General features: G+C 66.4%; 15 protein-coding genes. 5 read left to right on the top strand and 10 right to left on the bottom strand.

Annotated features, from left to right (window positions below; translation table 11 throughout):
* Window positions 1–2: 2 nt before the first annotated feature.
* From JWQ90_RS22950 to JWQ90_RS22930, 5 genes are read right to left on the bottom strand one after another with little or no spacing between them, the layout of a single operon-like run.
* Window positions 3–809, bottom strand: coding sequence for an ABC transporter permease (locus tag JWQ90_RS22950; RefSeq protein WP_299697325.1), 807 nt, complete (start codon window positions 807–809; stop codon window positions 3–5).
* Entirely contained in the window at window positions 796–1,947 is a 1,152-nt protein-coding gene (locus JWQ90_RS22945; protein ID WP_299697324.1) for a hypothetical protein, read from the bottom strand. The genes JWQ90_RS22950 and JWQ90_RS22945 overlap by 14 nt, the downstream gene beginning before the upstream one ends.
* Window positions 1,948–1,957: 10 nt before the next feature.
* On the bottom strand, window positions 1,958–3,151 hold the full coding sequence (locus JWQ90_RS22940) for a polysaccharide biosynthesis/export family protein (RefSeq protein WP_299697323.1): 1,194 nt from the start codon (window positions 3,149–3,151) through the stop codon (window positions 1,958–1,960).
* 55 nt (window positions 3,152–3,206) lie between these two features.
* Window positions 3,207–4,526 (bottom strand): glycosyltransferase family 1 protein, encoded by a 1,320-nt coding sequence (locus JWQ90_RS22935; RefSeq protein WP_299697322.1) that lies wholly within the window; start codon window positions 4,524–4,526, stop codon window positions 3,207–3,209.
* A gap of 7 nt (window positions 4,527–4,533) precedes the next feature.
* Window positions 4,534–5,640, bottom strand: a complete 1,107-nt coding sequence (locus JWQ90_RS22930) for a hypothetical protein (protein WP_299697321.1) — start codon at window positions 5,638–5,640, stop codon at window positions 4,534–4,536.
* 154 nt (window positions 5,641–5,794) lie between these two features.
* Between JWQ90_RS22930 and JWQ90_RS22925 the strand changes: the two genes are divergently transcribed.
* Both JWQ90_RS22925 and JWQ90_RS22920 read left to right on the top strand, forming a co-directional pair.
* Window positions 5,795–6,958 (top strand): cytochrome b/b6 domain-containing protein, encoded by a 1,164-nt coding sequence (locus JWQ90_RS22925; protein WP_299697320.1) that lies wholly within the window; start codon window positions 5,795–5,797, stop codon window positions 6,956–6,958.
* A 100-nt stretch (window positions 6,959–7,058) separates the two neighbouring features.
* Window positions 7,059–7,625 (top strand): YceI family protein, encoded by a 567-nt coding sequence (locus JWQ90_RS22920; protein WP_299697319.1) that lies wholly within the window; start codon window positions 7,059–7,061, stop codon window positions 7,623–7,625.
* 117 nt (window positions 7,626–7,742) lie between these two features.
* Here JWQ90_RS22920 and JWQ90_RS22915 read toward each other — a convergent pair whose 3' ends face one another.
* The 5 genes from JWQ90_RS22915 to JWQ90_RS22895 form a co-directional block, all read right to left on the bottom strand.
* Window positions 7,743–8,621, bottom strand: coding sequence for a PPK2 family polyphosphate kinase (locus JWQ90_RS22915; protein ID WP_299697318.1), 879 nt, complete (start codon window positions 8,619–8,621; stop codon window positions 7,743–7,745).
* A gap of 30 nt (window positions 8,622–8,651) precedes the next feature.
* Window positions 8,652–9,269, bottom strand: a complete 618-nt coding sequence (locus tag JWQ90_RS22910) for a hemolysin III family protein (protein ID WP_366919579.1) — start codon at window positions 9,267–9,269, stop codon at window positions 8,652–8,654.
* A gap of 106 nt (window positions 9,270–9,375) precedes the next feature.
* Window positions 9,376–9,813: an NfeD family protein gene (locus JWQ90_RS22905; protein WP_299697317.1), complete on the bottom strand. Its 438-nt coding sequence runs from the start codon at window positions 9,811–9,813 to the stop codon at window positions 9,376–9,378.
* A gap of 17 nt (window positions 9,814–9,830) precedes the next feature.
* The gene (locus JWQ90_RS22900) at window positions 9,831–10,772 is read right to left on the bottom strand and encodes an SPFH domain-containing protein (RefSeq protein ID WP_299697316.1); all 942 of its coding nucleotides are present in this window, start codon (window positions 10,770–10,772) and stop codon (window positions 9,831–9,833) included.
* 127 nt (window positions 10,773–10,899) lie between these two features.
* Complete coding sequence (locus JWQ90_RS22895) at window positions 10,900–11,334, bottom strand: SufE family protein (RefSeq protein WP_299697315.1); 435 nt, start codon at window positions 11,332–11,334, stop codon at window positions 10,900–10,902.
* A 109-nt stretch (window positions 11,335–11,443) separates the two neighbouring features.
* On the opposite strand from JWQ90_RS22895, the gene msrP reads away from it, so the two are divergent.
* The 3 genes from msrP to rph all read left to right on the top strand — a co-directional run bounded on the left by msrP (window position 11,444) and on the right by rph (window position 13,848).
* Window positions 11,444–12,406, top strand: a complete 963-nt coding sequence (msrP, locus tag JWQ90_RS22890; RefSeq protein WP_299697314.1) for a protein-methionine-sulfoxide reductase catalytic subunit MsrP — start codon at window positions 11,444–11,446, stop codon at window positions 12,404–12,406.
* A 2-nt stretch (window positions 12,407–12,408) separates the two neighbouring features.
* Entirely contained in the window at window positions 12,409–12,996 is a 588-nt protein-coding gene (locus tag JWQ90_RS22885) for a protein-methionine-sulfoxide reductase heme-binding subunit MsrQ (protein WP_299697352.1), read from the top strand.
* Window positions 12,997–13,128: 132 nt separating this feature from the next.
* The gene (gene rph, locus JWQ90_RS22880) at window positions 13,129–13,848 is read left to right on the top strand and encodes a ribonuclease PH (protein WP_299697313.1); all 720 of its coding nucleotides are present in this window, start codon (window positions 13,129–13,131) and stop codon (window positions 13,846–13,848) included.
* Window positions 13,849–13,898 lie beyond the last annotated feature (50 nt).

The raw sequence follows: 13,898 nt of genomic DNA, 5'->3' as shown, positions 1-13,898 counted from the left end.
TTTCACTCGACGATCAGATGCCGATGCACGTTGCGGCACAGCATCAGGCCGACGGCGATCATCGCCGCGCAGACGAAGGTTTCGTATTCCAGCCAGTAGTGCGTGCGCACCGACGGCCCGAGTTGCCCGGCGCGGATCAGCTCGAAGGCATTGACCGTGGGCATGTACAGCGCCGCCTGCTGCAGCCGCGGCGGCAACCAGTCGACCATGAAGAACACGCCACAGATCGGCAGCATGAAATACATGAACGGCCCGACCAGCTTCTCCAGCCATTCGTACATCTCGGTCAGCGATCCCAGGATCAGGCCGAAGCCGCAGCCGAACAGGCCCATGTAAGCCCAGCCGAGGTAGAACAGGCCCCAGTCCCGGGGCAGCTCGTACAGATCGACCGACCAGAAGATGAAGCCGATCACGGCGTAAGCGATCAGGGTGCCGTAGAACTCCAGCAGCACGCGCGCCAGCAGCAGATCGAGCATGCGCACCTGGCGGTGATAGAGCAGGCTGGCATTGGCGCGGAAGCAGTGCGTCGAGCGCATCGTGATATGGCGCCACAAAGTCAGCGGCATGTAGCCGGTCATCACGAACGCGAGGATAGGCACGCCATGTTCGTAGCGTCCGTGTATGACGCTCCAGATCACGATCACGCCCATGCAAAAAAGGAAGGGCTCGGCGAACAGCCAGACAAAGCCCAGATTGTCGCGGCCGTAGCGCGTGTGCAGCTCGCGCATCATCAGTGCGCCGACGACGATCGCCTGAATCTGCGCCGCGTCGGCCAGAGCCCGATAGCCGGCCAGCTCAGCTCTGCGCATGTTCGCGCACGCCGGCTATCAGCAGGCTGCCGATCGAATACACCAGGAAGCAGCTGATCAGCACGATCAGCACATCGCGGCCGCGCTGCGGATACAGCGCTTTGTCGGGCAGGCTCGGTTCGACCACGCGGTCGAGATAGATTTGCTGGCGCCTCGCCTCGGCGCGCGCCGCTTCCAGAGAGGCCAGAGTCGAGGCCAGCTGCTTGGATGTGAACTCCTGGCGCAGTTCCAGCAGCCGGTATTCGGACAGCTTCGGCGCCATCGATCCGCCCTTGCCCGCCAGGTGGGCGCGCTCGTCGGCGATCTGCCTTTGCAGCGCGCCGATACGCTCCTGCAGTTCGCTGCGCATCGGGCTGTCCGGCGCGCGGTGCTCGATCTCGGACAGGCGCACGCGCGCTGCACTGAGTTCGCCCTGCAGCGCGGACAGGTTCTTGAACATCGCGGTCGAGGCCTCGCCCGGATTGAGCAGCGACTCGCGGTTGCGGTACGCCAGCAGCTCGCTCTCGGCTTCGGCAGTCTGGCCCTGCGCGATCTGCAGCTGTTCTTCGGCGTCATGCACCGCGTTCACCCGCGAGCGCTCGTTGAGCCGGTTCACCAGCGCCTCGCTCTCGTCGAGCACCAGACGCGCAAGCGTCTGAGCGTCGTCGGGACGAAAGGCTTTCGCGGTCAGCGTGCTGATGCCGGTGGTGGTGTCGTAGATCAGCTGCACGCGGCGCTGAAAATAGCGATGCAGGTCTTCCTCGCTGCTGTCGTCGAGCAGGTTCGGATAGCGCGCGACGAAGTCCGCGTCCTTGCGGCCGAACAAGGCGCGCAGGTCGACGTGCCGGGACAGTGCCGCGACCGCATCGCGCGAAGTCGCGAAGTCCTGCACGGTGTAGACATCGCCCTGCCCGCTGCCGATGCCGCCGCTCTGCAGCAGGCCGGCGATGCCGCTGCTGACCGCCGCGTGCGACGGCGAACGCACCACGAAGCGCGCCTCCGAGGCATACAGGTCGGAGGCGATGACGAGGTAGTAGAACGCGGCGATCAGCGTCGGCAGAGCGACGCCGATCAGCCAGCCGCGGTTGGTACGCAGCCAGCTCAGCGCCTTCTGTCGGCGGGTCGCCGGCGGCTCAAGCCCGAGGGCTTCGTTGATCATTGACGAGCCCTCATTGGCTGGCCTGGTTGATGATCACGCCGTTGATCACCGGCTGCGAAACCAGCCCCAGCAGCACCAGGAATTTCTGCAGCTCGTTGGCCGGCGCGCTGGCCACATAGAGCACGTCGCGGTCACGGATCGCGAAGCTCTGGCCGAGGAAATAACTGCCGGCTCGATTCAGATCGAGCTGATAGACCACGGGCACCGGCGCGGCGTCGGCGGGTGCCGCGCTGCCGGCGAGCGATGCTGCCAGCGGCGCCGGCTCGTAGCGGAACAGGAACACGCCCTGGGGATCTGCACGCTGGTCGAGCAGGCCGCCGGACTTGGCGACGGCCTCGATCAGGTTCAGGCGCTTGGCGTCGAAATCGATCTGTGCATTGCGGCCGGTCGCGCCGAAAACCGTGAAGCTCGCCGGCTCGCGCGTCACCACCAGCTCATCGCCGGGGTGCAGCCTCAGGTTTTCGGCCGGATCGTCGAGCAGATGCGACAGCGGCAGGCTGGCAGTGACGCCGCCGCGCGTCAGCTGCACGCGCGTGTCGTAGACCGGCGCGCGCGATCCGCCGGCCGCAGCGAGCGCGTCGAGCACGCGTTCGCCGCGCGCGCTCAGCGGCAGCCGCAGGCCGCCGACGCCTTCGCCGAGCAGAGTCACCGCACTGGCCGCCGGCCGCGTCACGCTGACCAGCGCCTGCGGCGACTGGGTCTTGCCGCTTAGTGCTTTCTCGATCGCGGCCTGAATCTGCGCCGGCGTGCGCCCGGCCGCGGCGATGCGGCCCGCATAGGGCACCGCGATGCTGCCGTCGGCGTCGACGATCTGTTCGGGGATCGTGGTACCTCTTCCGCCGCCACCGCCCCCACCACCGCCGCTGGCGGGCGGCAGCGAGAACAGCGGATTGGCGCCGGTTTCCCACAGATTCACGGTCAGGCCGTCGCCGCTGCCGACCAGCAGGGCCGGCAGCGCGTCGTCGTCGCCGAAGCGTGCGGCTAAGCCCTCGCCGCGCTGCTGCGCCAGCGCCGCGACCGTACTTGCCGAGACTTCGACGAGTTTGAAAGGCAGCACCGCGGCGCCTTCGTCACGCAGCTCGCGGGTCGACGGCCCGGCGGTCGGCATCGTGCTGCAGGCGCTGGCCAGCAGGCAGGCCGCTATGGCGGCGGACCGCCGGCCGTGGCGCCGGTAAAAAAGTTTCGATGCGATACCGGCACTCACGGGCGATGGGCGCGGCGCCGTTGCGCCGCCGGTTGTAGGGGTGTCGGTCAGCATTCTACGCAGCGCCCCGGTCGAGATGACGCAGCAGATCGAACAGAACGGCAAAGTGCGCGTTCCAGCTGGGCGAGCGGTAGGCATGCGCCCGCTCCAGCGCCCGAGTGCGGCGCGGCGAAAGATCAGCCGCATAGTCACGCAGGGCCAAATCCCAGGCGCCGCTGTCGGCAGCGGCCAGGTACTCGGCCGCGCTGCCGCCGACTTCGCGATGCGCCGGCACATCGGACACCAGCGCCGGCGTGCCGAGCGCCAGCGCTTCGGCCAGCGGCAGACCGTAGCCTTCGGCGAACGAGGGATTCAGCAGCGCGCGCGCGCCGGCCAGCAGCGCGGCGACTTCGTGATCGGCCAGGCCCGAGACTTCGGCGACATGGGGCGCCAGCAGCGGGTCGCGATCCAGCCGCTCGAACAGCGTCTGGTTCTGCCAGCCGCGGCGGCCGATCAGCAGCAGCCGTGGAATCCGGCGCTCGCCTTGCTGCAGCCAGCGCTGCCACAGATCCAGCAGCAGGGCGTGATTCTTGCGCGGCTCCAGCGTGCCGACGGCGACGAAGTACGGCAGCGCCGCCTGCACGGCGTGCCGTGGTGTCTGCATAAAGCGCTCGCCGATGCCCAGTGGCAGTACGTGCACCTCGGGCTGGCGCAGCTGCCGCTCGCACCACCAGGCCAGCAGCGCCTCGCGGGTCGCCACCGAGTTGACGATCACAGCGCGCGCATGCCGGGCGATGGTGCGCAGCCGCGCCGCGTGGCGTGCCGGTTCGCGTGGCCGGTTGTATTGCGGATGCGTGATCGGAATCAGATCGTGGACGAAGAACACGCCGGATGCGCCGGAGCTTTGCAGCCAGCGTGCCGCGGCCGGCTGGAACAGGCGGCCATGCGAGGTGTTGAGGTAGATCGTCCGCGGCTGCGCGGCGAGCAGACGCTGCAAGCGATGAGCACCCAGCGGATGCATCAGCGCGCGCTGCAGCCAGCGCTGCGGCGGCTCGGTGTCGCGGCCAGGCGCCCGCAATCGCGGCGCGGGCCGGTTCTGACCGGGGCTCTGCAGCCAGTCGCGCAGCTGCTCGAACGCCGACGAGACTGCGTCCGTGCTCGGCCAGCCGAGTGCCAGCCTGCGCAGCAGCGCCTCTTCCGCGCGCGGCGACAGCAGCTGCAGGCCGAAGCGGTCGATCACGCTCAGACGCCGCTCGAAAATCGACTCGAAATCCGGCTGTTCTGCCAGCGCCTGCAGATAGGCCAGGTCGACGCGGTCGATGCCGGTCGGCGCGGCCAGGCCGGCGCGGCTTGCCAGCCGGCTGACGTCGAACAGCAGCGTCGCTCGCGGTCTCATCGACGGATCATCGCAGCGCTCCGCGCAGCAGGCCGGCGAGCAGGCGCGTGTAGCGCCGCAGCCGCGAGCGCTGGCCGCGGCTGCCGGCGGCGCCAGCGGCGGCCAGCTGCGCGACCACGGCCTCCACTTCGCAGGCCGCGCCGGTGCGCGGATCGGCGTACCTTGGATAAACGATCAGCGCGCCGGCGACCAGCTCGTCGAGCGTCAGACGCCGGGTCCGGCGCGGGTTCGGCGCGCGCTCGTCGGTCAGCCCCCAGCCGGCGTAGAAAGGCTGGCCCCAGGTGGTCACTGCGACGCCGCGCAACAGCGCTTCGAAGCCGGCCAGCGAGGTCAGCGTGTGCAGCGCATCGATCTGCCCGAACAGGGTGGTGATCGAAACCCCGCGGACGATCTGGTCGGCATGGCTCAGCACCGCTGCGTCGGCGAGCGCACCCGGGCGCGTGCCGGCCTCGGTGTCGGGATGCGGCTTGTAGACGATCCAGGCCTGCGGCTCGGCGGCGCGCACGCGGCGCAGCAGCTCCAGGTTGCCGCGCAGCAGCGGCGAGCCCAGGCGCAGCGAGGCATCGTTCTCGACCTGGCCGACGACCAGCAGGCGGCGCTGGCCGGTGGCGCCGCCGATGTCCACGCCGCGGCGCTCGCCGATGTTGTACTTGCTCAGCCCGCTATCGATCAGGGAGCGCCGCAAGGCCGCGGCGCGATTCAGCAGCGCGGGCTCGAAGCCGCCGGCCTGGAGCCGTTTTTCCAGTGCCGACGGCGTGCGCGAATCGAAGTAGATGCCTTCCGCGTCCACCACCAGCGAGGCGCCGCCGACATGGTTGGAGCCGAGCCCGACCGAGCGCAGAAAGCCATCCTCGATGCGCAGCAGCGGGGCGTTCTGCGCCGCTGCTGCTGCGGCGAAGCCCGCCGGTTCGCGTGCCGCCCAGACCGCGATGCCGCCGCCGCGCCGCGCCTGCTCGCGCAGCGCCCGCTCAGGCTTCAGCGTGTAGACCACGCCTGGGCCGAGAAAGCGCCGGATCTGCCAGCGCTTCCAGGGTTTGATGCCGAGCACCACGCTCGGCACTGCGGCCGCCGAGGCGGGCGCCGACAAGGGGAAGCTGCGACCAGGTGCCGTCATGCGCGCGATGTCATCGGTGAGTAACGGGAGGCAGCCCAGTCTAGGGCCTGCCCGGCGGCCATCCCTCAATTTTTCTGAGCCAGGGCTTCAAATGCTCCCGCTTTAAGCGCTGCCAGCCGTCCCCTATAGTCGACACCCTCAACCGGAGAGCTTGATGATCGCACCCACACCGCAGCCGACGGCGAGCCGCTACCGGCCACCGGCAATCGCGCTGCATTGGCTGATCGCGGTGCTGATCTTTGGCGGCTTCGGGCTCGGCCTGTTCATGCACGAGCTGCCGGCGTCGGCCGACAAGCTGCGCTATTTCAGCTGGCACAAGTGGACCGGCGTCACCGTATTCGGCCTGGCGCTGCTGCGCGGCATCTGGCGTATCACGCATCCGGTGCCGCCGCTTCCCGCCGGGCCGCGCTGGGAACATGCAGCGGCGCATCTGACGCATGCGGCGCTGTATCTGCTGATGCTGGCGGTCCCGCTCTCCGGCTGGCTGCACAGTTCCGCGGCCGGCTATCAGACGGTTTATCTGGGGGTGCTGCCGATCCCCGACCTGCTGGCCAAGAACCTGCCGCTGTCGGAGCAGCTCGCCAAGGTTCACGAACTGCTGAACTACGCGCTGCTGGCGCTGCTGTTGCTGCATGCGGCGGCGGCGCTGCAACACCACTACCTGAAGCGCGACGACATCCTGCGGCGGATGCTGCCGCAGGCCCGCAGCGGCCTGGGTGCCGGTCTGGTCACGCTGTTCGCGGTGGCCGCGTTCAGCGGCATCGCCGCGCTGCTGCTGCTGAGCGACGCCGACGAAGGCGAGCATCATCAGCATGCCGCGGAGACCGCCGCGGCGCCGGCCGCGAATCTGGCCGGCGAACTGAACGCCGAGTTCCGCCAAATGAACGTGCCGGTGCAGGGCCGCTTTACCGCCTTCCACGCCGAGAAGCTGCAGTTCGACGCCGCGCATCTGGATCAGGCTAGCGCCAGCATTGTGGTCGACAGCGCGAGCTTCGATCTCGGCGACGCCGACTACAACGCGGAAGTGCGCAAAAAGGAGTGGTTCGACAGCGCCGCGTTTCCGCAGGCGCGCTTTGAATCCGAACGCGTCACTCGGCTCGCCGATGGCCGCTATCAGGCGGCCGGGCAGTTGACGATCAAGGACAAGACGCAGCCCGCGATGGCGGTCTTCAGCGTCACCGAGCAGGCCGACAAGGCCACGTATACCGGCGAAGCGACGATTTCGCGCGCGGCATTCCAGATCGGCGACGCCGAATGGAACGATGTGCTCGAAGACGCGGTCATCGTGCGCTTCACGATCAGCGTGCCGAAGTCCTGATTCATCGAGTTCTTTGATTCACCAAGTTCCATTGTCCAGCCGGGCCGCGGACGCGGCCTCCGCCAACAAGTTGTCCGACCATCACCAGGAGATTTTTACGATGAGAAAATATCTGACCGCCGCCGCTGCCGCGCTGCTCTGGAGCGGCATCAGCGCGGCTGCACCAACTGCTTATACGATCGCATCGGACCACACCTACCCGAGCTTCGAAGCCCCGCACATGGGCATCTCGATATGGCGCGGCAAGATCGACAAGAGCAGCGGTACGGTGCTGCTCGACGACGCTGCCAAGACCGGCACCGTCGACATCAGCATGGACGCGTCCACGGTCGATTTCGGCCACGCCAAGATGAACGAGCACGCCAAGAGCGACGAGTTCTTCAACGTCGCCAAGTACCCGACGATCACCTACAAGGGCACGATCAAGTATGACGACGGCAAGCCGTCCAAGGTCGACGGCCAGCTGACCCTGCTCGGCGTGACCAAGCCGGTCAAGCTCGACATCGACAGCTTCAAGTGCATCATGCACCCGATGCTGAAGAAGGAAGTCTGCGGTGCCGACGCGGAAGGCGAATTCAACCGCGCCGACTTCGGCATGAGCAAGTACGCCGACGGCGATGCCGGCAAGGTCAAGCTGCGCATCCAGGTCGAGGCGTTGAAGAACTGAGCAGCGTTTCAAGCAGGGCCGCGCTTGGCGCCGCCGGTGTTGGAGAGGTTCATACCCGCGACTGGAACATTATAGTTCACAGTCGCGGGTTTGACCCGCTCCTACATGTGCGATCGTTTATTCCCCTAGCTTCTTCCGCATCTCGGCAAAGCTGGCGAGCTGCTCAGGCGACGATACCGGATACCGAAGGTCCAGCGACTTCAGCGTGCGCACGATGATGTCGGCGACCGCTACGCGCATCGATGATTTGCTGTCCGCCGGTATCGCATACCACGGCGCCCACTCGCGCGAGGTCGCGTTGATCGCGTCCTCGTAGGCCTGCTGATATTCGCCCCAGTGGTCGCGCGCGCCCAGATCGCCGGACTCGAACTTCCAGTTTTTCTCCGGCTGATCCAGCCGCGCCAGAAAGCGCTGGCGCTGCTCTTCCGCCGACACGTTGAGCCAGAACTTCAGCACGATTGTGCCGCTGCAGGCCAGGTGTTGTTCATGGTCGCGGATCGAGCGATAGCGTTGCTTCCACAGCTTGGGCAGCGACATCGCCCGCGGCAGATGCTGCACGGCCAGCAGCGCCGGATTGACCCGGGTGACCAGCACTTCTTCGTAGTAGCTGCGATTGAACACGCCGATCTGTCCGCGAGCTGGCAGCCGGCAGCTGGTGCGCCACAGGAAGTCGTGTTCCAGCTCCTCGTCCGAAGGCCGCTTGAACGCATGGACCGTGCAGCCCGCCGGATCGACGCCGGTCAGCACCGCGCGAATCGTCGAGTCCTTGCCGGCCGCGTCCATTGCCTGAAAGATCAGCAGCAGCGAATAGCGATTGTCCGCATACAGTACGTGCTGCAGCCCGGACATCTCTGCGACCAGGCCCGCCAGTTTTGCCTCGCGCTGCGGCCTGTCGAGTTTCTTGCCGGCGATGGACGTCGGCGCGTCGGCGACGCGGAATTTGCCGTTGAAAGGCGCCAGGTAAGGGCTGTCGACCGCGCACTTCAAATCGCTCATCGGCATGTCTCCGCCAGAATTTCGTTTTGCTCAGCCGGACGCGCCAGGCACCACGTAGAACAGCACACAAAAGAAATGCAGCATGCTGCCGGCGAGCACGAACACATGCCAGATCGCATGGTGATAGCGCAGCGACTGCCAGGAATAGAACGCGACGCCGCCGCTGTACGACAGCCCGCCCGCCGCCAGCAGGATCAGCCCGCCCACCGGCAAGGCATGCGCCAGCGGCTTGATCGCGATGATCACGCACCAGCCCATCAGCAGGTACACCGCCAGCGACATCTTCTCGTAGCGGCCGGTCGCGACCAGCTTGAACAGCACGCCGACCAGGGCCAGGCCCCAGGTGAACGCGAACAGGCTCCAGCCCCAGACGCCGTGCAGAGTGACCAGGGTGAAGGGCGTGTAAGTGCCGGCGATCAGTAGATAGATCATCGAGTGATCGATGATGCGCAGCACGTGCTTGACCCGCGGCATCGGGATGCTGTGATACAGCGTCGAGGCGGTGTACATCATCACCAGGGCCGCGCCGAACACCGCGCAGCTGACGATGTGCCAGACGTCGCCGTACAGCGCGGCGCGTGCCACCAGCACGCTCAGGCCGGCGATCGACAGCACCGCGCCGAGCCCGTGCGTAATCGCGTGTGCGATCTCCTCGCCGATCGAGTACAGCGTGTCGCGGGTGGCAACCAGCGCGTGGTGCAGGCCGTCGCGTGCGGCGTGCAGCGCCGCGTCGATCTCGTTCTCGGGTGGATGCTTAATTCAAACGCTCCACATGCAGGGTTACGCCATCGGCGCGGGTCACGCGGACCGTGCAGCCGGCCGGCGCGTCGGCGCCGGAGATGCGCCACTGCGAATCGTCCACACTCAGCTTGCCGATGCCGTTGACGATCGGCGCGCTCAAGGTGAACGTGCGGCCCACGTAGGAATGACCGCGGCGGTTCAAGGTCGATTCCTCACTGGCAAGCGGTTCGCGGCGGAAGTGTTTGAACGCGAAGAAGCTGAGCAGGGACAGCAGCGCAAACAGCATCACCTGCCACTCCCAGCGGAAGTCGATCAGCCCGACGATCGCGCCGACCACCAGTGCCGAGATGCCCATCCACAGGAACACCGCGCCGGGCGCGAGCGCCTCCAGCGCCAGCAGCGCAAAGCCGGCGATCCACCAGTGCCAGTACAGGACGTGGGTGAAATCCATGAACCAGTCTGCCGCGTTCAACGCGGGCCGGCGACTTTCTTCGCCAGCTCGGCGATGCCGCCGATCGCGCCGATCACGCTGGCGGCCTCCAGCGGCATCAGCACCAGCTTCTCGTTCGGGCTGGTGGCGATCTTGCCCAGCGCATCGACATATTTCAGCGCGACGAAGTAATTGATCGCCTGCACGTCGCCCTGGCGGATCGCCTCCGACACCACGCGCGTGGCCTCGGCTTCGGCCTGCGCCGAACGCTCGCGCGCCTCGGCGTCGCGGAACGCGGCCTCCTTGCGGCCTTCGGCTTCGAGCACCGCTGAAATCTTCTGCGCCTCGGCGGCCAGGATCTCGGCGTTGCGCTCGCCTTCGGCTTTCAGGATCGCGGCCTGGCGGAAACCTTCGGCGTCGAGGATATTCGCGCGCTTCTCACGCTCGGCCTTCATCTGCCGGCCCATCGACGCGACCAGATCGGCCGGCGGGCGGATGTCCTTGATCTCGACGCGCGTGACTTTCAGGCCCCAGGGCGTGGTCGCGCCGTCGATCACGTTGAGCAGCTTGGCGTTGATGTGATCGCGCTGGCTGAGCAGCTCGTCCAGATCCATCGCGCCCATCACCGTGCGCAGGTTGGTCATCGTCAGCTGCATTACCGCGACCTCGAGGTTCTGCACTTCGTAGGCGGCCTTGGCGGCGTCGAGCACCTGGAAGAACACCACGCCGTCGACGCCGACCATCGCGTTGTCCTTGGTGATGACCTCCTGGCTCGGCACGTCGAGCACCTGCTCCATCATCGACAGCTTGCGGCCGATGCCATCGACGTAGGGGATCATCCAGTGCAGGCCGGGCGAGAACGTCGCGCGATATTTGCCGAAGCGCTCCACCGTGTATTCCCGGCCCTGGGGCACGGTGACGATGCCCTTCCACAGGGTCACCAGCGCAAACAGCAGAACCACGATCGCGAAGATGCTCATGTTGTGTTCTCTGTCGTTATGGAGGCTGAGTGTAGGGCGGGCGGCGAGCTTGCGCATGGTAGGTCGGCAATCCTTTGCCGACGTGCTCCGTTGATCCGGGTGCACACGTCGGCAAAGGATTGCCGACCTACGAGCCGTCCTGTACCGCGGCCGCGGCGAGCTGCTTGATCCGCTCGACCATCGAGTAAAAGCCGTTGCGGCGGTTCATGGTGATGTGGTTCTCCAGCCCCAGCCGGGCGAACACCGCGCCGACGTCGGTATCCAGGATCTGCTGCGGCGTGCGCTCCGAGACCACCGCGAACAGCAGCGCGATCAGGCCCTTGACGATATGCGCGTCGGAGTCGCCCAGGAAGCGGAGCTTGAGCGGCGGGCCGGCGAGGCGCTCGCTGTGCAGCCAGACCTGGCTCATGCAGCCGCGCACCTTGTTGGTATCAACATGCTGGTCTTCGGGCAGTGGCGGCAGCTTGCGGCCGAGCTCGATCAGGTAGCGGTAGCGCTCTTCCCAATCGCCCAGCATCTCGAAGGTTTCAGCCAGTTCTTCGACTCTTTCATCAACTTGCATCGCTATTCGTCCGCGCTTCGTATCCAAACGTTCCAGCCTTATGGTAACGGCAGAACCTCTGCTGCATGCTGGGGGCGATTGCCGCGCAAGCCAGACCCGGAGCCCGAATATGCTGATCCGCATCCCGCCACCATCCGCCGTGCGTTCCGGCGAAATCACACCGGAAGCGAGCTACCGCAACCGGCGCCGCTTCCTTGCAGACATGGGGATCGGCGCGGTCGGTCTGCTGACCGCCGCCTGTGGTGACGCCAGGGAGGCGCCGGCGCCAGCCGCCGCCAACGCCGCGCTGACGATCGCGACCCGGAGCGAGCGTGCCGGCGGCGAGACCGTCACGCCGATCGAAACGGTCACCACCTACAACAACTACTACGAGTTCGGCACCAACAAGGAAGATCCCTCGCATAACGCCGGCACGCTGAAGCCCCGGCCCTGGGCCGTGAAGATCGGCGGCGAATGCGAGCTGCCGGGCACGATCGATCTGGATACCCTGCTCAAGCCGCATGCGATCGAGGAGCGCATCTACCGGCATCGCTGCGTCGAGGCCTGGAGCATCGTCGTGCCCTGGGCGGGGATACCGCTGGGCGAGGTGCTGAAACGTTTCAAGCCGACCTCGAAGGCCAAGTACGTCGCGTTCGAGACGATCTACGACAAGGCGCAGATGCCCGATGCGAAATGGAGCGGTATCGAGCTGCCGTATGTCGAAGGCCTGCGCATCGACGAGGCGATGCATCCGCTGGCGTTCCTGTCGATCGGCATGTACGGCAAAGTGATGCCGAACCAGAACGGTGCGCCGCTGCGTTTGACGCTGCCGTGGAAGTACGGATTCAAGAGCATCAAATCGATCGTCGGCATCCGCTTCGTCGAGACCATGCCGCCGACCACGTGGAACAAGCTGCAGTCCAGCGAATATGGATTCTTCTCCAATGTGAACCCCGAGGTTCAGCATCCTCGCTGGAGCCAAAAAAGTGAACGCCGCCTCGGCGAGTTGTTCAAGCGGCCGACACTGATGTTCAACGGCTATCCGGAGGTCGCCTCGCTGTATGCGGGCATGGATCTGCACAAGTTCTATTGAACATGCAGAGCGCGTTCTGGAAGCCGCTGACGGCATGGCGCGCCGCGGCCTGGGCACTGGGGTTGTATCCGGCGGCGATGCTGAGCTACTCGATCCTGCACGCGAAGCTCGGAGCCAATCCGGTCGAGTTCCTGGAGCACAATACCGGCCTGTGGGCGCTGCGCCTGCTGCTGGTATGCCTGGCGATGACGCCGCTGCGGCGCTTCACCAAGCGCTCCGAGGCGATCCAGATCCGTCGCCTGCTCGGGCTCTGGGCCTACTTCTGGGTCAGCGTACATTTCCTGATCTACCTGACCTTCGATCTGGAATGGTCGCTGCGGGAGCTGGCCGCCGACCTGATCAAGCGCACCTACATCACGCTGGGCTTCGCCGCCTGGCTGCTGCTGTTGCCGCTGGCCGTGACGTCAACGCGAGGCTGGCAGCGCCGGCTCAAGCGCCGCTGGGGCCAGCTGCACAAGCTGGTCTACCCGGCGGTGCTACTCGGTGGCGTGCATTTCTTCTGGCTGGTGAAATCAGACATTCGCGAGCCGCTGCTGTACATCGGCATCTGGGCGCTGCTGATGCTGATGCGGATGCGTAGGTTGGGGTGAGCGCAGCGAACCCCAACAGTCGTCCGCGCTGATGTTGGGGTTCGCAAGCTCACCCCAACCTACCCTCACCCGCCGCAACCGATGCTGGCCCGGGGGGTATAATCCCCGCCCATTTCACCGGACGAGCCTAACGTGCCCCGTCATTCAGGCCGCGCTGCCGACCAGCTTCGTCCCATCTCCATCACCCGCGCGTTCACGCGTCACGCCGAAGGTTCGGTGCTGGTGTCCTACGGCGACACTCGTGTGCTGTGTACCGCCAGCGTCGAAGAGCGCGGCCCGGCCTGGAAGAAGGACGGCGGCTGGGTCACCGCCGAATACGGCATGCTGCCGCGCGCCACGCATACTCGCGGCCGCCGCGAAGCGGCGCAGGGCAAACAGTCCGGCCGCACCCAGGAAATCCAGCGTCTGATCGGCCGCAGCCTGCGCGCGGTGGTCGACCTGTCCGCGCTCGGCGGCTTCAGCATCACGGTCGACTGCGACGTACTGCAGGCCGATGGCGGCACGCGCACCGCATCGATTACCGGCGCCTATGTGGCGCTGGTCGACGCGGTGACCGCGATGAGAAAGAAGGGCCAGATCAAGACCCATCCGATTCATGGCCAGATCGCCGCGGTGTCGGTTGGAATTCATGCCGGCGCGCCGGTGCTGGACCTGGACTACGTCGAGGATTCGGGCTGCGAGTGCGACATGAACGTGGTCATGAACGACGCCGGTCACTTCATCGAAGTGCAGGGCACCGCCGAAGGCCATGCGTTCCGCCGCGATGAACTCGACAAGCTGCTGGACCTTGCGTCCAAGGGCATAGGCGAGCTGCTCGCCGCGCAGCGCGAAGCGCTGGCAAGCACCGCGTAGCCCAGGTGAAACCCGGGATCTCCATGACGGCGGAAAGCCCCGGGTTTCAC

The organism is Hydrocarboniphaga sp. (assembly GCF_028291725.1).
Lineage (GTDB): Bacteria > Pseudomonadota > Gammaproteobacteria > Nevskiales > Nevskiaceae > Hydrocarboniphaga.
The sequence above is the reverse complement of the archived record's forward strand: the minus strand, read 5'-3'. Positions and strand labels throughout refer to the sequence as shown.

What these genes read in the sequence shown, in the direction of transcription:
- JWQ90_RS22895 (WP_299697315.1), bottom strand. Translation starts at nt 11,334, where the DNA reads ATGCAAGTTGATGAAAGAGTCGAAGAACTGGCTGAAACCTTCGAGATG.
- JWQ90_RS22905 (WP_299697317.1), bottom strand. Translation starts at nt 9,813, where the DNA reads ATGGATTTCACCCACGTCCTGTACTGGCACTGGTGGATCGCCGGCTTT.
- JWQ90_RS22930 (WP_299697321.1), bottom strand. Translation starts at nt 5,640, where the DNA reads ATGACGGCACCTGGTCGCAGCTTCCCCTTGTCGGCGCCCGCCTCGGCG.
- JWQ90_RS22885 (WP_299697352.1), top strand. Translation starts at nt 12,409, where the DNA reads ATGCAGAGCGCGTTCTGGAAGCCGCTGACGGCATGGCGCGCCGCGGCC.
- JWQ90_RS22920 (WP_299697319.1), top strand. Translation starts at nt 7,059, where the DNA reads ATGAGAAAATATCTGACCGCCGCCGCTGCCGCGCTGCTCTGGAGCGGC.
- JWQ90_RS22925 (WP_299697320.1), top strand. Translation starts at nt 5,795, where the DNA reads ATGATCGCACCCACACCGCAGCCGACGGCGAGCCGCTACCGGCCACCG.
- JWQ90_RS22950 (WP_299697325.1), bottom strand. Translation starts at nt 809, where the DNA reads ATGCGCAGAGCTGAGCTGGCCGGCTATCGGGCTCTGGCCGACGCGGCG.
- JWQ90_RS22900 (WP_299697316.1), bottom strand. Translation starts at nt 10,772, where the DNA reads ATGAGCATCTTCGCGATCGTGGTTCTGCTGTTTGCGCTGGTGACCCTG.
- JWQ90_RS22935 (WP_299697322.1), bottom strand. Translation starts at nt 4,526, where the DNA reads ATGAGACCGCGAGCGACGCTGCTGTTCGACGTCAGCCGGCTGGCAAGC.
- msrP (WP_299697314.1), top strand. Translation starts at nt 11,444, where the DNA reads ATGCTGATCCGCATCCCGCCACCATCCGCCGTGCGTTCCGGCGAAATC.
- JWQ90_RS22915 (WP_299697318.1), bottom strand. Translation starts at nt 8,621, where the DNA reads ATGAGCGATTTGAAGTGCGCGGTCGACAGCCCTTACCTGGCGCCTTTC.
- JWQ90_RS22945 (WP_299697324.1), bottom strand. Translation starts at nt 1,947, where the DNA reads ATGATCAACGAAGCCCTCGGGCTTGAGCCGCCGGCGACCCGCCGACAG.